The 18,142-nt window shown below is 45.0% G+C and carries 19 protein-coding genes and 3 pseudogenes; 12 read left to right on the top strand and 10 right to left on the bottom strand.

Annotation, left to right across the window (positions count from 1 at the left end; translation table 11 throughout):
- Positions 1-122: 122 nt before the first annotated feature.
- Positions 123-536 carry an AbrB/MazE/SpoVT family DNA-binding domain-containing protein gene (locus tag FY534_RS07790; protein ID WP_203114207.1) on the bottom strand — a complete coding sequence of 138 codons (414 nt, stop codon included), beginning with the start codon at positions 534-536 and terminating at the stop codon, positions 123-125.
- A 368-nt stretch (positions 537-904) separates the two neighbouring features.
- On the opposite strand from FY534_RS07790, the gene FY534_RS07785 reads away from it, so the two are divergent.
- Positions 905-1,261, top strand: coding sequence for a hypothetical protein (locus FY534_RS07785; RefSeq protein WP_203114206.1), 357 nt, complete (start codon positions 905-907; stop codon positions 1,259-1,261).
- A 377-nt stretch (positions 1,262-1,638) separates the two neighbouring features.
- Positions 1,639-1,746 carry a DUF1653 domain-containing protein gene (locus FY534_RS15020; RefSeq protein WP_370541521.1) on the top strand — a complete coding sequence of 36 codons (108 nt, stop codon included), beginning with the start codon at positions 1,639-1,641 and terminating at the stop codon, positions 1,744-1,746.
- Positions 1,747-2,164: 418 nt separating this feature from the next.
- On the opposite strand, the pseudogene FY534_RS07780 reads toward FY534_RS15020, so the two are convergent.
- Positions 2,165-3,037, bottom strand: a pseudogene (locus tag FY534_RS07780) (DMT family transporter).
- Positions 3,038-3,662: 625 nt separating this feature from the next.
- Here FY534_RS07780 and FY534_RS07775 point away from each other — a divergent pair.
- Both FY534_RS07775 and FY534_RS15015 read left to right on the top strand, forming a co-directional pair.
- Positions 3,663-4,115 carry a DUF5694 domain-containing protein gene (locus tag FY534_RS07775; RefSeq protein WP_203114205.1) on the top strand — a complete coding sequence of 151 codons (453 nt, stop codon included), beginning with the start codon at positions 3,663-3,665 and terminating at the stop codon, positions 4,113-4,115.
- 125 nt (positions 4,116-4,240) lie between these two features.
- A pseudogene (locus FY534_RS15015) lies at positions 4,241-4,399 on the top strand (DUF5694 domain-containing protein); the annotation flags it as partial.
- Positions 4,400-4,858: 459 nt separating this feature from the next.
- Here FY534_RS15015 and FY534_RS07770 read toward each other — a convergent pair.
- From FY534_RS07770 to FY534_RS07755, 4 genes and pseudogenes are all read right to left on the bottom strand, one after another.
- Entirely contained in the window at positions 4,859-5,602 is a 744-nt protein-coding gene (locus tag FY534_RS07770) for an SDR family NAD(P)-dependent oxidoreductase (protein WP_203114204.1), read from the bottom strand.
- A 1-nt stretch (position 5,603) separates the two neighbouring features.
- Positions 5,604-5,981 (bottom strand): MerR family transcriptional regulator, encoded by a 378-nt coding sequence (locus FY534_RS07765; RefSeq protein ID WP_203114203.1) that lies wholly within the window; start codon positions 5,979-5,981, stop codon positions 5,604-5,606.
- Between the two features lie 285 nt (positions 5,982-6,266).
- Positions 6,267-6,533, bottom strand: a pseudogene (locus FY534_RS15010) (DUF3888 domain-containing protein); the annotation flags it as partial.
- A gap of 429 nt (positions 6,534-6,962) precedes the next feature.
- On the bottom strand, positions 6,963-7,808 hold the full coding sequence (locus tag FY534_RS07755) for a helix-turn-helix transcriptional regulator (RefSeq protein WP_203114202.1): 846 nt from the start codon (positions 7,806-7,808) through the stop codon (positions 6,963-6,965).
- 122 nt (positions 7,809-7,930) lie between these two features.
- On the opposite strand from FY534_RS07755, the gene FY534_RS07750 reads away from it, so the two are divergent.
- Positions 7,931-8,773: an NAD-dependent epimerase/dehydratase family protein gene (locus FY534_RS07750; RefSeq protein WP_203114201.1), complete on the top strand. Its 843-nt coding sequence runs from the start codon at positions 7,931-7,933 to the stop codon at positions 8,771-8,773.
- A gap of 1,196 nt (positions 8,774-9,969) precedes the next feature.
- Here the strand turns inward: FY534_RS07750 and FY534_RS07745 are convergent.
- Both FY534_RS07745 and FY534_RS07740 read right to left on the bottom strand, forming a co-directional pair.
- A complete protein-coding gene (locus FY534_RS07745; RefSeq protein WP_203114200.1) occupies positions 9,970-10,587 on the bottom strand; it encodes a TetR/AcrR family transcriptional regulator in 618 nt (205 codons plus the stop codon).
- A gap of 4 nt (positions 10,588-10,591) precedes the next feature.
- Positions 10,592-11,074, bottom strand: a complete 483-nt coding sequence (locus FY534_RS07740) for a hypothetical protein (protein WP_238413448.1) — start codon at positions 11,072-11,074, stop codon at positions 10,592-10,594.
- 563 nt (positions 11,075-11,637) lie between these two features.
- Here FY534_RS07740 and FY534_RS07735 point away from each other — a divergent pair.
- The 7 genes from FY534_RS07735 to pgaD all read left to right on the top strand — a co-directional run bounded on the left by FY534_RS07735 (position 11,638) and on the right by pgaD (position 17,209).
- Entirely contained in the window at positions 11,638-11,967 is a 330-nt protein-coding gene (locus FY534_RS07735) for a PadR family transcriptional regulator (protein ID WP_203114198.1), read from the top strand.
- 14 nt (positions 11,968-11,981) lie between these two features.
- Complete coding sequence (locus FY534_RS07730) at positions 11,982-12,851, top strand: pentapeptide repeat-containing protein (RefSeq protein ID WP_203114197.1); 870 nt, start codon at positions 11,982-11,984, stop codon at positions 12,849-12,851.
- 12 nt (positions 12,852-12,863) lie between these two features.
- A complete protein-coding gene (locus FY534_RS07725; RefSeq protein ID WP_203114196.1) occupies positions 12,864-13,625 on the top strand; it encodes an ABC transporter ATP-binding protein in 762 nt (253 codons plus the stop codon).
- Positions 13,626-13,658: 33 nt separating this feature from the next.
- A complete protein-coding gene (locus FY534_RS07720) occupies positions 13,659-14,396 on the top strand; it encodes an ABC transporter permease (protein WP_203114195.1) in 738 nt (245 codons plus the stop codon).
- Positions 14,397-15,528: 1,132 nt separating this feature from the next.
- Positions 15,529-15,861: a glycosyltransferase gene (locus tag FY534_RS14835; protein ID WP_255567359.1), complete on the top strand. Its 333-nt coding sequence runs from the start codon at positions 15,529-15,531 to the stop codon at positions 15,859-15,861.
- On the top strand, positions 15,831-16,778 hold the full coding sequence (locus FY534_RS07715) for a glycosyltransferase (protein WP_255567358.1): 948 nt from the start codon (positions 15,831-15,833) through the stop codon (positions 16,776-16,778). The genes FY534_RS14835 and FY534_RS07715 overlap by 31 nt, the downstream gene beginning before the upstream one ends.
- Complete coding sequence (gene pgaD / locus FY534_RS07710; RefSeq protein ID WP_203115568.1) at positions 16,775-17,209, top strand: poly-beta-1,6-N-acetyl-D-glucosamine biosynthesis protein PgaD; 435 nt, start codon at positions 16,775-16,777, stop codon at positions 17,207-17,209. The genes FY534_RS07715 and pgaD overlap by 4 nt, the downstream gene beginning before the upstream one ends.
- Positions 17,210-17,645: 436 nt before the next feature.
- Here pgaD and FY534_RS07705 read toward each other — a convergent pair whose 3' ends face one another.
- Positions 17,646-17,927 carry a hypothetical protein gene (locus FY534_RS07705; protein ID WP_203114194.1) on the bottom strand — a complete coding sequence of 94 codons (282 nt, stop codon included), beginning with the start codon at positions 17,925-17,927 and terminating at the stop codon, positions 17,646-17,648.
- 37 nt (positions 17,928-17,964) lie between these two features.
- Complete coding sequence (locus tag FY534_RS07700) at positions 17,965-18,120, bottom strand: hypothetical protein (RefSeq protein ID WP_203114193.1); 156 nt, start codon at positions 18,118-18,120, stop codon at positions 17,965-17,967.
- Positions 18,121-18,142: the final 22 nt, after the last annotated feature.

Raw genomic sequence — 18,142 nt, 5'->3', positions numbered from 1 at the left:
ATGAACACAGATGTCCGTTTTATACCGGACATTTTTGTCCTGTTGGTTGGATATCCGGTCAGTCCAGGTAGGCCTTATGTATCGTTCGAATGGAGGACGGCTGCTAAACGGTAACAGTGGAATCAAGCCTCCTGTTTGCCCTTATCGTCACGAAACAGATCAGCAACCTGCTCTTCTGGAGAGCTATTGGAATAGAGTTCTTGTGCAACCTGGTGTGCTTCATCCAGCATGCGCTTCACAGCTGGACGAATTCCAGACCGTAAGCGTTGAAATTCTGCAAGTAGTTCATCTCCGCTATAACCTTGCTGAATTAAGTCTTTGAGGATTTCCTCAGAGAAGTCATCCCCACGCCGAACGGGACGAATGACAATTTCATCGCCACGTAAAAAGCATTCTACTTCGTTATGAATCCCAAGTTCACGATAATACTGTATGGGCAATGTGATCTGCCGACCCTTGGAGACGCTTATGATTTTAGACTTTCCGTCCATATAAATTCCCTCCGTGTGACGCTCTTTCGTCAATAGGGTGTTCATATTGTATGCCTTCTTAAACGAATAAAGATTTTTTTCTTAGTTACTAAGTTTCTTATTTTTTTATAATACGCCCGCAAGTCAAGAGAACGTTCGTTGACATACTCTTCCTAAAGGCAGGTGGAGGATGTTGACAACAGAATATATTTGCCTGACAAATTCCATGTTCCGGATGAAAATGAAGGACACTGAGAAGTCGATGAATGGCGAAGCTCACGCGAGCTTCGCCTCTTTCATTGCTACAAGGGCCACTTGAATCAAAAAAGCCGTTGACACCCTATCGTTGTCGAGCGATAATGCTCGACGACCTTGGATAGAAATAAATTCTAAAAAAGATATTTATTTCTTTTTATGAAGGGTGCGTGGGTGTCGTGGGACGTGGGGATGCAGTGGAAACGAGGTACTGGCGATCCGAACAGCCGATGGTTGTTGTAACTTCTGCAGAGTCAACACATTCACGGTGGAAGGTGTTGGTGCAACTGGCCATAGCAGGGGTGATGCTCAGTTTGGCAGGGACATCGTTGGCCTTTGGCATCGTGAATTTTTGGAGCCGCCAATTGCCCTCGCATCCACGAACCGTTTCTGTCACCGTAGAGCCGGGAGATACCTTGTGGGGACTTTGCGAACGATATGATCCTAACCATGTGATGGCGGCGTTTTCGTGGATGACGATGCGGTACAAGGATTTGCAGGCGGGCGAGACGGTGAAAGTGCCGGTGGAAAGGTAATCATATGCGATGGAGGTGGCGAAAGCCATGTTCAACAACACACAACTTTGCAGTTTTTGCTTTGCTGCTGTAGAGAACAACCGCAAAGTATATGTCGATGGCGATTGGCTACCAGTGTGCAACGAACATTTTCAGAAGTATGTGCAAAAGATCGCTGAAAATCGTGTGGAAATGAGAAAGGCTTGCAGAACAAGGTTATCAAGTGGATCCGCAAAAAGTCCAGGGAGGGTGTAAGACCTTCTATCACAGAGGTAGCCTCAACGAAGCAGGAATTCAACGTCACACCTACCTATGCGTAGATTTGAGGAAGTTTGAAAGAACGGTGGTAACAAATGACAATGAATTGGAAGAACCTAAAAAACGGCGAAACTTAATCAGTGCTACACGGGAAAGCCAAACACTCCGGGACTTTAGGAACTTTGGTCGTCTACCGTGCGCCGGACGGTTCGGTTTGGGCGAGACCACACTCGCTGTCCGAAACTTAGAAATTATCGACAAATATGTCGTTGATCTTTTGGTTAATCCCTATCTTTCAGCGTTGTGCTCGATAGAAAGTCCTTCATGCTTTAGTATGTCATCCAGTGTAACGGTTTTACACTCGTCATCTTCTCGAAGGGCTTCCATTGCCAGTGCATCAAACGGGTTCTCTTATGTAGTAGGAATTTCATTTACAACATTCAACTTTATTTATGTTTTGATTTGTAATTTTCGATGCAGTATGTTTATAATAGGGCCTGCTGAATGACGCTGTCTAATCTAAATAACAGCGTCATTCAGCAGGGCACAAAGTACCACTTTTATTAATGAAGAGTCGATTTGCTTTATTAATCCGCACTTTAGTCCAGCAATTCCTTGTACAAAAATGAGCGACAGATGCTGTCTGCCGCTCATTGCAGATGTTTCTTAAGAATCTTGTAAAACTAGAGAAACGCTGATGACAATCAGTGCCGCACCTAACCAAAACGTCACTCCAACTTCTTCGCCAAGAATTAACCAACCTAGAAACGTACCGACAAGTGGTTGAAAGAAGAAGAACAATCCTCCAGATGACGCATCAACCATTTATAATCCCTTATTCCACAAGAAAAACGCAACCGCTGTAGAAACAACCCCTAAATATAGAACCCCGCCCCATATACTTGGTTGTTGCCACGAACTAGCTGGTGTATGCACCAACTGTGCGACGGCAAACGGAGTAATGAGCAGCGTAGCTACAAATGTGGCGTAAAAGGTTACCGTCAATTGTGAGTAATGGTTCGGAATCTGTTTAACCAAAACGGACATTAGTGCCCACGTGATAGCAGCAATGAATAAAATCATGCCACCAAGTTTGTACGAATGATTTAACCCTCCTACACCAACAATCATGAGAACAGCTATCGTGGCAAGTCCAACGGAAAATGCTTTCCGTACGTTGATCCTTTCCTTCAACAGTAGAAGACCAAATACCACCATAAAAGCAGGTGTTGCCGATGTAATCATGGCTCCCATCTGTGCCGTCGAAAGTTTTGTTCCAAGAAACTGCGTCCAGATGGACACTGCATACCCCACAATTCCCACAGCAGCTATAAGCGGGAAATGTCTCCACCTAATTTTCCAAGATTGCTTCGTAAGTACGATGCAAACTCCTAGCGTAATCAGGGCAACCACGTACCTGAGCCAGACAAGTTCCATGGGCTGCATAATTGCAAGGTTAATCTTACTTACGACATACATTCCGCCCCATATACTTGCGGCAAGCGCCATATATAAGCCGCCTAAATAGCGTGAATTCATCAAGATCCCTCCGTCATATTTGGACATGTATTTATCCACTGGCGAAGAGATAATTATTTTGCTCCCTTCGCTCATTAGCGAAGGAATGAGGGAACATCGTTTTCAAATAATGAGTCAAACACCAAGGCTTTCACCTCCGAACTCAGCTCGATTTTTCCAAACATTCTCAACCCGGAATATCGTAAAATTTATGAGAATTCATATTGAACTTATCTGTCCAATAGCCGAATAACGTTCAAATCTTCATCTCCGAATAATTATACGCCAACAAGCGAACAAGAATCCTGTATTTTCGCATCCGTTTGCACCTTGCAGAGGCTTAGGGATGATGGCAAGGTCATGTGCAACCTGGGGGAGGCGGGCTTCCTTTTCTCTACAACCAATTTGATAGTCTTGGGCTTAAAGTCGTTGTGGTAATGCTTCGCCACTGTAGACACCTCGCATCAATTTATTTATTTTCACATTCTCGATTCGTTTCGTTGTGTCTATTATTACAGCCTAACACCAGATCCCCAAGAAGGATTTGCTCCCATCTGTGCATAAATATAAACCAAGGAATTTTTCGGATTATGTTATTATCGGGCAATTATCTGCAATACGAACATCAACCCTATAATGAGGTAAAGTGCATAGAGCGGAGGCTCATACTCTGGAAGCAATGTTTCTGGGTGTATATCACTTCAATGATGTGTCCAATCAATTCAGGGTCAAAGACGATATTACAACAGAAAACCGCCAGCAGGAAATCTCCGAGTTGATTAGCCGTTTAATTGACTTCTCTCCTACAAAAATTGCAGTTGAGCAGCTACAGTCCGAACAATTAGGTCTCGATCAGGAGTATTCAGACTTTGTACAAAATGATTTGACATTACTGCATAACGAAGTTTATCAGCTGGGTTTCCGAACTGCTAAGAGTTTGGGACACAAGCGTGTTTACGCAATTGACTATCAGAACGAATCAAGCGAGTTAACCATCGGGCATGTATTTGAGTTTGCAGAAGAATGTTGTCCAGATCTTCATGAGGACTTGAATAATCTAGGACAGAAATTCTTCAGTGAAATGAAAATTCGTTTGTAGACAGGGGGTATTCGGGAAGTGCTACGTTGGTTGAATGACCCGGACACCCTTCGAATGGCAGATCAACTTTACTTGGTGATGACGCAGGTTGGCGACGATACGAACCGAATTAGGTTTCGCGTTGGTACGAGCGTAACTTAAACATCTACTGTAACTTCATGGATAACACCATGGATGAAAATGAGCGATGGCTTGTCATTTATTGTCAAGGGCATGCACCATTATTAACTCAGTTTCTTTCTGGCAGTGAAGCAAAGCTAGCTCCTGTCACAGAGTACCTGTAGCAAGTACCAAGCCCTTTTAATGAATCAATAAACAGTGAATACGGCCGCCCCTTGCTGAACATAGGAGAGGAATGTCCAAGAGCGATTCTATCCAGATAGTGGGTAGGATAAGGTCTACCAGAACGTTAACGGCGCAGTCTACTGTAACAAGAGGCTGGAAAGGAGATTGATGCATCATAGTACCATATGGACTAAGGCAGACAGTCTCATGCCCTTTGACTGCTCGCAGTGCCACCGCGAGTTTCTGCAGGGAGGCCCACGGTGGCAAGGTACAAGGATGGGGATGAAAGGCCAACAAGAGCCGCATTCCGACCATCTGCGAGGACTGCAAGCACGGATTTCTACCGGAGCAAGGTAAAGTACCTGATGGTATCCGAATACCCATACCGCGCCTTGAGATTTTCGCTATGTAACTAAAGGTGGTAGCCGAAGTCGTATCACTGACAGAGTTTGATGTTTCTAGGCTCTCAGCTGAATCTCATAATCTGTGACAATCTTTCCATCGTACTGAATGATTTGGCCATTTTGATTCTTATCAGACAGGATAATATCGGCACTCATCTGTCCAGCGGCTTCGGAAGATTTGACGAAGCCGCCGTGTGCACCAGCTTCCATGCCGTTCAAGTCGGTCGCGACAGCGCCAGGCATGATGCCGAAAATCTGGCGGTGGCTACCCATTTTTTCAAACTCGTAAGCGTAAGTCAGCGTCATCACGTTGAGTGCTGCTTTGCTCGTGATGTAAGCGAGTGGGTGCCAAAAGTCGGTAGGCGAAATCGGAACGGTAATGTTGACGATTTTCGCGTTGTCTGTCAGAGATGACAGCAGGTTTTTTATGAGTTTGTGTGTGCCTAGAAAATTCGTTTCCATCGTCGTACGCAAATCCTCAGTTGTATAGTCAAATGTGTGCTTTGTGAGGTCAAGCGCCGCGCGCCCAGGCTTGACACTATCAGGAATTCCAGCATTATTAACCAATAGATCGAGCGAATCAATCGTTTTAGCTGCTGTGTGCAAGCTATCAAGATCATTCAAATCAATCTTGATGAACGTCGCTGATATACCTTCTGCGGCAAGTTTTTCGACTGCTGCCTGCCCACGGGCTTTATCACGCGCCCCGACGAGAATGTCATAGCCACGCTTTCCTAGATTGCGAGCGATTTCAAACCCGATTCCCTTGTTTGCCCCAGTTACTAATGCTCTTTTCATGTTAATCATTATTCCTTTCCTGAGTACGATTTGTGTAACGCTCTATCTTTTCGTCAATCCTTTTTAGGGATTCTGTCATCCAAAAAATCTCATCTAATACCTTGTCCTTGTGATTCCTCATCATTTCAAGTCGCAAATCAATGGTACTGTCTCCTTCTACAACCCAATCCATGTACTGTTTTATTTCACTGATGGGCATGTGAGTGGTTTTCAAACAAATAACGGTGGCAAGTAGAGCGACTTGATCTTCTGAAAATAACCTCCTACCAGCTTCATCACGCTCGATTAGTGGCAGTAAGCCTTGTTTCTCGTAATAGCGTAACGTTGATTCTGGTATATTGAACTTGGCTGCTACTTCGCCAATTGAATAACACTTCACATGGAGACCTCCAAATTTATTGTTTCCTCGTAGACAGGGACTAGTCTACCACTTAAACCAAGGTTTAAGTCAACAATAAGTCACAGGACAAGCATTCTTAACTCTGAGCCATTCTAAATCACTACTGTCCGAACACCATGAGGGCTTTTAGCAAAATGCCTTCTCCAATTAACGGGGCAAGTCCCTGACAGAGGTTTGCTGTCAGGCCTGCATATACATGCAACGGACAGGGCCCTCGTCTTGCTGCACATGAGAAGCAGAAGAGCGACAGAGCGTGACAACGGTTCAGTGGTGAGGAGGACAGTTATGACGATTCGTCAGAATTGGTTCCACCTCGTTTTGGTGCATGAATTCTACAATACATATTCCAGGAACGTACGGGTGAGTTGGAATGGGTTCATAAGTCAAAATGATGGTCTCTAATCCGAAGGGGGGATTTTTTGGCCCAGTCCATGTTTCAACCTGCACTGTGGTTTGAAAATCAAACTGCCCCTTATTACACAGACGCTTGATGCTTCTTATCTGCGTTTGGTACAGATCATATTGGCGTGACGTTCCATGATAATGTTAATCTATTGCTTTTTGGATATATGGAGAAAGCATGGTGATAAGAAAATCTCTCTGTAAAACTTCACTCGTGTCTGCCCTTGAACAGTTATCACTCTATCCTCAGCAACAGCAGGTGATAGTCCAAGGGTAAGCACTATCTCCAACAATGCCATTATCGTTTTCACGTTCAGCCTCCGCGGGGAAGAGGTTGGGCAATTTAGGCATTTTGTATGCGTGTTTATTACTCGTTCTTGAACCTGATCGGTCAACTGTCGTTGTGGACCAAGGCTCTCCGATCCATAATTATACGATAATGGTTCGCGACTGTTATGGCACTAAAGAAGCAGGAGTATTCAATGCGAGGGTATCGCAAGGAGGGCAGAGCTACCCGAACAGAAATGAGAAATTTGAGCGACCGATGCCTTTAACAGTTCATTCTATGAAACTTATCAGATTACTCGAACTCCCCCTTAAGTTTGCTAAACGCTTAGCCGTCTCTGCTGAAGCGGTATAAATCATTATCTTTACGTCCAACTCCGTTGACGGTTGCAAGACTACATGTTCGAATTCCATTTCCCCGATACGTGGGTCATGCCACTGCTTGTGACAATCGGTAACGACTTGAACATCATGTCGTGGCCATGTTTCGCGAAACAAGACACTGACTTGGGTAAATTCTTCAATCAGATTTTTGAAGTGTTCGTCGTTAGAGTAGAAAGCGTAATCTGTGCGAAAGTTTGCAATCATGATCTTTGCTTTATTTTCCCAGTCACTCGTGTTCGATTTAAGTTCGGGATCCGTCAAAAATCGTCTCAGCCAATTGGGGCCTTGTTGTATATTGGTCGAGAACGACGGTAGTCGAAAAACAAGTTCAGCGGCTTCGTTCCAAAACAGCAAATCCCACCATTTCTCCATGATGAATGCGGGATTAGGGTCAAGAGCGATTATGGTCCGTTTCAGAGCAACACTAAGTTCGGAAGTTTCAAGTTTGCTCTGTTCTACTGGTTGTGCTAGAAGGTGAAGGTAGCGACGTTCATCTTCAGTTAATTGCAACGCGGTTGCAATGTTGTTGAGAACGTCCTCTGAAGGATTCACGCTTCTGCCCTGTTCCAAAGATGTGTACCAAGATGTTCCAATATTTGCGAGTTGAGCGACTTCCTCTCTACGAAGTCCAGGGGTCCGTCGGCGTCCATGGGATGGTAGGCCTGCATCTTCAGGCACGAGTCGTTCTCGACGTGAACGTAAAAACTCGCCTAACGAGATTCTGGGTGACAACACTTTCGATGCACCTCCTTATCCTGACACTTTCAATCGTACGACAAACGAAGGAGGGAAACCAGAGACAAATCGTGTCATACTTCCTGTGTATAGTACTGAAACCACTAGGGAGGATTCAAACAATGAACGTTTTTGTAACAGGAGCTACAGGTAAAGTTGGAAGTCGCTTTGTCCGCCGATTGTTGCAGCAAGGACATCACGTTAAGTGCTTGGTTCGGGATATTGCAAATGCGCATTGGTTACAGCAGTTAGGGGCTGAAGTGTTAGAAGGCGATCTCTTGCAAACGAGAAGCTGGGGTAACACTCTTCAAGGCACAGATGCCGTGGTACACCTAGCAGCGCAGTTCCGCGGTGTTGACGAAAACACCGCGAGAAGGTCAAACATCGATGCAAGTATGGAGTTAGCACATGCTGCATTGAGGGCCGATGTGCCAAGGTTTATTTTTACCAGCACTAGTTTGGTATATGGAGCTGGTAATCATTCAAGACCTAACCACGAAGATGATCTATTAAGGCCGACCATGCCATATCCTCAAACCAAAGTTGCTGCGGAAGAGGCCCTACTACAGCTTTATCGAGGGCAGGGGTTAGGACTGCGCATCGTAAGACTTGGGTTTGTATATGGTGACGGCGACCCGCATATCACCGAATTTCTCCCAATGATGAAGAACTGGAATCCTGCTCAGCGTTTCCACATGGTACACCATGCAGATGTAAGTCAGGCCTTGCATCTCGCTGCTACCGTACAAGGGGTTGATGGGCGAATATATAATGTTGCCGACGATGCTCCAATTTCAGTGAGCGAGTTATTCCAGTTTCATAATAGTGAAGTCCCACAAGAATCGAATCAACAGGAATTCAACCCGTGGCAAATGGTGGTCGATACAATGCGTATAAGGGAGGAATTAAATTATCGTCCGATTTTTCCTTCTTTTCTTTCAGCGAAATATGCAGGCGCGTTGTAATCCACTGATGCCTATAGTAGCAATGAGCGATATCTGAGCACCGTTACAATGGTCGACAGGAAAATCTGATACTTCCTGTAAACACATTTCATTGACTATCGACGCAGAGAGTCTGTTGCACATAAGGAGGCTGATCCCGAAGAAGGATTCGCTCCCATGTGTGCATAAATATTTAACGAGGAATTATCTGGGTTACATCGTTATCGAAGCATGAAATATGCAGTGCGCCATGAGCACTATGTGTTGAAGCCACCAATTCTGGTGGTTAGCGAATACCTCATCTCGCCAAGGCTAGGATGGCATGTGTTGGGTCTGAGCAGACCCAGGGTTTGAAGCCCATCTAACAATGTACCCGTGAGGGGGAACCAACCTCCCAAGATACGGGGCTAGCCTCAAAGAACTGCTACGGTCAGAGAAAGCGAAGCCATGTCAGAAGCATGGTCAACTGCAACACCCAAAATCGTTGGATGATACGGGTGGGATGGAATGAGCATGACTCCCTTGCGTATGGAGCCGAGCCTCGTTCATGATAACTCACGTTTGCGGCAGATCCGAAGGACGTTGTATCTGCCGGGGTGTGTGCAATGAGGCGATATGCGCGAGGATTCTCGCAGTATAAAGGAATCGACCTGCGGAAGAGCAAATGCGTCCGACGGGCCAGTTGGTTAGGAGGATATTTTTGAAAAAATGAAATTTGTTCTATGAGTAGTATAGACATGTCTTGAATTCGTGAGTTCATTTGATAATCTTAATAAGCCAAATGAAGAGAACGAATGCGTGTGTATTGATCAAAGTCGTTCGGATCCAGTGTGTCTTCAATATCTTTCGCAAGTACGGACTACGGGGACCCAATTCATCCCGACTAAGTTTAGCTTGCCATGGCCCCCACATCAGTGCAGTTAGTGCGTGTGATAATAATTGGAGAATTAGATTCCCCCATATAGCCCAAGACGGTGTCCCCAATGGGTGATACCAGATTAGCATGATGGAAGTCAGGAAAGACAGACCAACAGGAATGAATACCCAATATGTGAGTTTATTCCAATGTATAGTCTGGACACGGCGGAATGTGTTTGGATCAAGTAATTTCCACGTCCTAAAGATATCAATTTCATGTGCCCAGATTGTTCCTACATTATAGAAAGCCAGCACCAAAGTGGTTAGTAGCAACAAAACGCTTCCGTTGTTTATCATACTTATTCTACTCCATTCGATTCTTCAGGTGCCTGAGCTAGATCGCGTTCTACAATCCAAATATTTATCATATTCCACATTATTTCTATCATGGAATTTAAACGTTCGGGAACCACGCATCCCAGTGCCTCCATGCTGAATCCACGAAATTGTGCCATAAATGTATCTACGAACATTGAAACCGGAAGAGTAGCCCGTAACTGCTTTGCCTCCTGGCCCTCTTCAATTACACGAACCAAATGTCTCCGCCATGCTTCGTGCATCCTTTCCAATCGTCGAGCGATATCAGGATCTCGCCGAGCGCGCAATTGCAGTTCATAAAGGACTACAAAGAAATCAGGATCTTCTAGTATACGACGACGCATGTCATCAAACTCCGTGCGCAGTACTTCAAGTGGTGATCTGGTTTCGTGTCTCATTCCCTCTTTTCGAAGTTGATCGAGTAAGTGATCAATGACCGCATCAAGCAAATCATTTTTGGAGGCAAAGTAGTGTAACAAGGTGGCATGATTGATGCCTACCCTATCCGCTACAGCCCTGACACGAAATCCTTCAAGACCTCGTTCGACAATCAATTCGTAGGCGGCGTGAATGATTTCAGACCTGCGAACTGTGTTCATTCGTCTATTCCTCATCCGCCAAATTAGTTTGTCTAGAGTTTTCGGAAATACACGCAATCGCATAACTGGCTGAGGCCAGCGTGAAACCAATGGTCATAAGAAAGGAACTAAAATTGTGCCCGTAGTTCAGAAAGCTACCCCCATTAAATCCTGCGCCCGTTATACCTACCCACGACAAAGTCATTAAAAGGATAAATTTTCTCCGACCAAGTCGGATAGCCCAAATGATCAAAACTAACGACAGAATCCAGAGTATAAATCCCACCACAATGTGAAGTTGAAGAGACCATGTTGTATGTGCCGTGGCCCAACCAATACCTTCCCACAGACCAACGAAGTAATTTGATGCCTGAACACCAGGGTGACTATTCGGAATGGCAACCCACAAGTTCACGATTATACCTACTAATAGTTGAATTCCTAAAATGACTAATTGCACCATTATCAACGAACGCATACGCAAACTCGATTTTTTCCGAGAATCCAACTGTCCGTCACCATCCATTAAGAAAATCAACCACATGGTTGATCATAATTGATAACATAGAATCAATCAACCACATGGTTGAAAATTACCGTTCGAAATTCCTCTACAAAACGTTAGCCGCGGGCGAAAGATTTAAATATAAAGTTTTAATTATCATTAAATTTTATAATCATCCACAAAACGTGCTCAGATTTTTTCCTGATCCTTCACTAGCGCTTACGGAACATTCACGGTGTGGGATATTTTTTTGATAGGTTGGCGAAGACTCGATAATACCATCGTTGCTCAACTTGTCTTTAGACGCTGTGGATGTCTGTGTGAAAACGCGGCCTGCCGAAGCGCGAATGCGTCCGACAGGCCGAATTGTTAATGGGTTTGCTTCTGCACGAGTTCTTCGATCTCTTGCTTGGAAAGACCCGTAATGTTCACAATTTCTTCAACAGTAATGCCCTTATGTATCAATCGCTACAATCCAATTATTAATCAGTCACTGTATTTCTACTTTCGTATTACATTGACTGACATAGTAATGTGATGTAGAATGATGCTGTCGAGGTGATGATATGAGTCAAACCAAGATCACATCCGACCTGCTGCGAGGACATACCGACACGATGATTTTGCGACTCTTGTCCGAAGCTGATCGCTATGGCTACGAAATTGTCAAGCTGATTGCTGAGCGCTCAGGTGGAGAGTATGAGTTGAAAGAAGCCACCATGTACTCTAGTGTCCGGCGGCTTGAGGCAGACGGTGACATCGAATGGTATTGGGGAGATGAGACGCAAGGCGGTCGGCGCAAGTATTTTCGGATTACCGAAAAGGGAAAGGCCACTTACGCGATCAACAAAGAGAATTGGGAGTTCGCAAAGCGCGTACTCGACACCTTATTGTAGGGAGGTTTGGTGTGATGAATGATAAATTGACGACCTATCTAAACGAGGTATTTGCACCATATGACGGGATTAAGAGTGTTAGCGAGCTAAAGGCCGACCTTCTCTCTGATCTGCAGGAGAGGTTCCGTGAACTCAAGGCTGAGGGCAAGGACGACGAAACGGCTCTTGACATGACCATCGACAGTATTGGTGATATTGACCAAACGGTCCAAGAGGTCGCTAATCTCTCTCGGTCGCTTGAGCGCCAGGTGCTGATTAACTTCAATGCGAGCAATCTCAAGGAAAGTGACTTCGCGGGCGTTCGTTTACACAAGGGGAAATTCAAGGCAAGTGCTTTGCGTGACGCCGACTTTCGTGATGCTGATCTGTCCGGCAGCACGTTTATGGCAAGCGATATGCGTGGCGCCAATTTTGACGGTGCAAATCTGACAGACTGCACCTTTCATGCCACTGATCTTAAGGATACGAGCTTCCGAAAATCCGTCATAGTACGCACCAGTGTGAATGTTTCGACCCTGAAAGGCGCGAAGTTTGAAAATGTAAATCTGACCGATGCCAAGCTGACCAAGTCTGATTTTGGAGGAGTAACCTTTGAGAATTGTGTCTTTAGCAGTGTGGATTTCGAGTATTCGGACCTGCGAGGGGTTTGCTTTGATGGGCAGACCTTCATCGGTGTCAACTTTGACAAGTCAGCACTGAAGAACGCTTCGTTTCGGGGAGCGATACTCAAGAATGTTTCATTCCGTCTCCCTTTATTCGTGACAAACAAATCTTACCGTGACTTCAAAACCGTCTGCTTTGACGGCGCAACGATGGATAAGCTGACCTATGCTGCGCTGAAAGGCCTCTGGGTTGTTGATTTGTCAAATGTCACGGTCATATAGGGAGGTGAAAATATGCAAGACGTAGCAATACAAGTCAAAGGACTACAAAAATCCTACAAGCAGCTTCATGTCTTGAAGGGTGTAGATTTCAAAGTGAAACAGGGCAGTATATTTGCCTTGCTCGGCTCCAATGGCGCGGGAAAGACAACGATTGTCAAGATTTTAACCACGTTACTGAAGCAAGACAGTGGGACCATAGTCGTAAATGGATTCGATGTTGCGCTAGAGCCTGAATATGTGCGGCAGTCGATCAGCCTAACCGGACAATTTGCCGCCGTAGACGAATTGTTGACTGGTCGGGAAAACCTGATCATGATGAGCAAACTACGGCACCTCAAAAATCCGCGTCAGGTTGCTGACGACTTGCTACATCGTTTCGGTCTGGCCGACGCTGCTAACCGTAGGGTATCCACTTATTCGGGTGGCATGCGCCGCAGGCTCGATCTAGCCATGAGCCTTGTCGGAAAGCCGCAAGTCATTTTCCTCGATGAGCCCACCAATGGGCTTGATCCAGAGGGCCGAATGGGAGTTTGGAAGATTGTCAAAGAACTTGCGGATGGGGGTACGACGGTATTCCTGACTACGCAGTATTTGGAAGAGGCGGAACAGTTGGCGGATCGCATTGCCATCCTGCATGAAGGTAGGATTATTGCCAACGGCACGCTTTCGGAGCTAAAAAAGCGATTCCCTGCGTCAAAAGTGGAGTATGTGGAAAAACAACCAACACTAGAAGAGATATTCCTCGCAATTGTGGGTAACAAGGAGGGCGTCTAATTGGAAGCGGCAAACAAGTATTTCCTCAGCGACATGAGCACCCTGTTGGGACGTTCCATGCGCCACATATTTCGTAGCATGGACACCATCATCACGGTCACCATGATGCCCATTGCGTTCATGCTGCTGTTCGTCTATGTATTCGGCGGCGCCATTCAATCCGGGACGGATAACTATGTGAATTATCTCTTGCCCGGTATACTGCTCATCGCGATTGCAAGTGGTATTTCCTATACGGCTTACCGCCTGTTTATCGATTTGCAGCGCGGGATTTTCGAGCGTCTCCACTCTCTTCCAATCGCACGTTCGACCATTCTCTGGGGGCACGTTCTGACTTCGCTGGTATCGAACGCGGTCTCGGTTGTCGTTATTATTCTAGTTGCACTGATTATGGGTTTTCGTTCGTCGGCAGGGCTGCTGTCATGGCTTGCTGTAGCTGGTATACTGGTCTTGTTTACACTCGCTATGACGTGGCTCGCGGTGATTGCAGGACTGTCCGCAAAGTCGGTAGACGGTGCAAGCGCTTTTGCTTACCCGATTCTCTTCCTGCCATTCATCAGTTCGGCTTTTGTGCCCACCAAGAACATGCCTTCCGTCATACGCGCTTTTGCCAACAATCAACCTGTCAATTCAATCGTTGACGCAATTCGATCGTTGCTCGCGGGGCAGCCTGTGGGCAATGACATATGGATTGCGCTCGCATGGTGCGTAGGCATTACACTGGTAGCGTACGTCTTCGCAATGTGGGTTTACAAACGGAGAATATCATAAATCGAGTCGTTTCATGGTGCTTTGTCGAGGCAGACTTGGGACTAGATCTTTGCCTCGATTTGTGCCTCCTCACAGATGGGGTTACTTGGAAGGGATTCTAATCGTCGGGTGTGGGGTACTTGGAAACCTGGACAGTGGACATGGAGAGATTAAGTCAATCTGAATGGTTACTTCGCACATCGAGCCCGTTCTTGCACATACGGGTGCGAAAATTCAGGATGTTCGCCTGCTCGTTTCCGTATAATTATTGGCAAACATTTAGCTTTTGAAGTGGATTTTGATGATATTGAAAAGATAGAAATTTAGTTAAAAGAACGAGGAATTTCAGTAGCACAGCATGGAGAAATGCCACCTACTAAGCCATATGCTAGACCCCATTCCCGAAATGCTTCAGTGTACTTTAATGACCTAGGTGGAAAAATTTAGAATTTATTTGTAACCTTCCTGATGGTCCGACGGAACCTGTTCGTCTGATGTATTTAAGCGAATATCGTTCATTATGATCTTTATCTGCCACTTACACGGACTTATGCGTTGAAACAAGCATGAGTCCTTTAGTTTTTATTCAACTATATCGGGGACTGATGCCGAAGAAGGATCCTCCCTCATGTTTATATAAAGATCTAAACAGGGATTTTCCGGGTTATGTCGTAGGCGGGCAGAATAGCGACATAAGAACTTCGGAGGATTTATATGACAAATTCATTTTCTAAGCAGAAACTAGCCGATGATATGGTCGCTGCCGGATTTCCTAACTCATAGTTGTCTTCGCTTAATCCGCTGAATATTTGTATCTGGCGGGTTGTCTGTACGCCCGAATTTGAATGTCGTTCTAAACCATACAAAAAACATTAATATGACTGATGTTGCATAGGGGCGTGCTTTCTGTTGGTAAGTGGGATATTGTAATGCCTAAAGGGTGTTACTTCAATGCCTCCAAGGAAGCTACTCTATGATACTCGACCTTGAAGTCCAACGAGGTCTGTCGCGAACTCTCTAGGGGCGTGAAAACGGTCAGATGTATTAAAAGTCAACTGATTAGTGTCGGATTGTGTCGGAAATCTCATATTTATGTTGTATATTTATTTCACTAGAAAACAAATTTCTGGTGGTTGAGTCCATCACATGGGGGATGCGCGTGAATTGGGTCATCAGTGCGAGGTTTTTTGACTTTGTTTTTTACTACCCTCTGATTATGAGTATCGTTTGGATGTTCGCGGCAATTATTTTTTACTTTCGCAGAGAACGGAACTCCTTTTCGTCTGCCCTAAAAGAATTTCCTCTGATTACGATTTTAATTCCCTGCTTTAACGAACAACAGACAATTGTAGATACCATTCATGAATTGCAAGCGCTTGATTATCCTAAGTATAAAATTGTAGTAATTAATGATGGCAGTAAAGACCGCTCTTTAAGCTATCTATCCTTGTCAAGATGTATGACAATGTTCGCGTTATTAATTTAAAACAGAATCGTGGAAAGGCAAATGCGTTAAAATTTGGTGTTATGGCAGCCCGCGGAGAGATTATCGTAACTTTGGACTCAGATGCTGTTCTGGAACATGATGCTCTTCATTGGTTGGTCGGACATTTTGTGCGTTCAGGAGGTGAACGAGTCGGGGCTGTAACTGGGAACCCGCGTGTTCGAAACAGAAGTTCACTATTAGCCAAAGTTCAGCTTGTAGAGTACTCCAGCATTATTGGACTCATAAAACGTTCACAGAGAGTTCTCGGCAAAGTGATGACTGTATCTGGAGTTATTGTAGCGTTTCGCAAACGTGCATTACTCGATTGTGGATTATGGGATGTAGATCTCATAACGGATGACATTGGTGTTACGTGGAAATTACAGCGTCGATTTTGGGATATTCGCTATGAACCCAAAGCGCTGTGTTGGATGTTTGTACCTGAGACTATATCAGGGTTATGGAAGCAACGTGTCCGATGGGCCCAGGGTGGCATTGAAGTGCTAATGAGACACTGGAAAATCATTTTTGATTGGAGGCATCGTAGATTTGTACCGGTGTTATTGGAGCAATTGGTGAGCATTGTGTGGTCTATTTGTTGGTTCATCAGTACAATCTTACTCGTTATAGAAATGGTTTTATCGCACCATTATTATGTCCCTGTCTTTTGGACAGGAACTTATCTTGCGTTAGTCTCTGTGATTCAATCTTTTGTAGCTCTGTACTTAGATCGATTATATGAACCAGGGCTCATGAAATACTTTATGTGGAGTATTTGGTACCCAAGCATATATTGGTACGTCAATGCACTGGTTGTCCTCCGTGCCATTCCAAAAGCAATCAGTCACATGAACGCAGTCAAAAAAGGCAATAAATATGCAGTTTGGGATAGTCCAGATAGGGGGATTGTGTCCTGAAAAAAAGACAACTAATCATAGATGGAAAACAAAAGCCTGGAAAACGAGTTGTAGAATATTTTGTTACGCTGTCTGGATGGGTGTACATCTTCGTGTTTTTAATTCAAATTTCTTTATCCGTTTTATTATGGGCGGGCGGCATTCATTATCTACGCCGATTCATCATTTCGGCGGGTTACATTACACAAACTGTAGATCTCACAATGTTCACATTTGAATTTAGCCTTGTAGTTCTTTTGGCTACTTTATACTGGTCCTTGTACAATAAATTCCGATATGGAAAACTAAACAGACGGACGATGCCATCAGATGTTTCAGCTGCAGAACTCGCTAAAGAATTTTCTGTCACCGAAGAATTCATCATAGACCTTCAAAATCGGCGCTGGGTTGATTTAGAAGGGGAAATCTACACCAGGTTGGAACTAGGTTAAGTCTGTGTGATTTGTCCAAGAAGGCTTGACTTTGGAAGAGTGCCTTTGAATATAAGGGTGCGAATATGCAATACACTCCGTACTTGCCAATAGCTTCATCATGCAATCCAGTGCATATATCATCTTGGTCAAGACAGTGATGGCTCGGTCTACCAAATTTCATAGAGTATATACATCTCTTTGGTGTGAGAAGGTTTACAACGAATAAGAGCTTAGACATGCAAGGTTTTCAGGCATGCACTCTAACATAACTAAAAGTATGAGGAATGGTCACGTATTTTTGCATTTGTTAGAAATAATCGCAAAGTGAAGGTAGGTAGAGACGGGCAACCGTTTAGCCGTGAACACGATCAAGGTTGTAGTGAGGAGAACTGGAATGAAGTTTTGAGTGAAAGAAACGAAGCCCCCGCAGCTTGATCTGACAGGGGGCGTTTCTTTACGGCATGCTAGGCAAGGTGATATTGCCATTTCCGGATACACTGCCACCACCAGGAATCGTATAGTTGGCGCTGGCGATACCGTAATTGATATTACTCACGGTACTGGTGGACTGGTGGTAAGTGTTATAAAAATAGTAGACCATGCCACTGACAACAGCGACGACAGCCACGGTTCCGATGACCCAACGAAGTATCCCCGTGATGGAACTTTTCTCATCTTCCCCGTTTCGCAGACGCAAGGCACGCACGACCCATGCCTTTTTTTCCATGAACAACACCTGCATTTCCCCCTTTTCTCCGCTACTTCACAAACCATCAACCGACTGGGGTAGTGAGACCCTGAATGTAGGAGGACGCCCCTTGTCCCATCCCAAAGAGGGCAAAGGCCATGTCGACACCAATGGCGGTGGAGACGGCCACCACAATGCTGAAGATGATGAGGCTGGTGATGGAATTGGCGAAACTGTCCATGCAAATTCCTCCCTTCAGCAAG

This window comes from Alicyclobacillus sp. TC (assembly GCF_016804365.1).
In the GTDB taxonomy this organism is placed as follows: domain Bacteria; phylum Bacillota; class Bacilli; order Alicyclobacillales; family Alicyclobacillaceae; genus Alicyclobacillus_I; species Alicyclobacillus_I tolerans.
The sequence above is the reverse complement of the archived record's forward strand: the minus strand, read 5'-3'. Positions and strand labels throughout refer to the sequence as shown.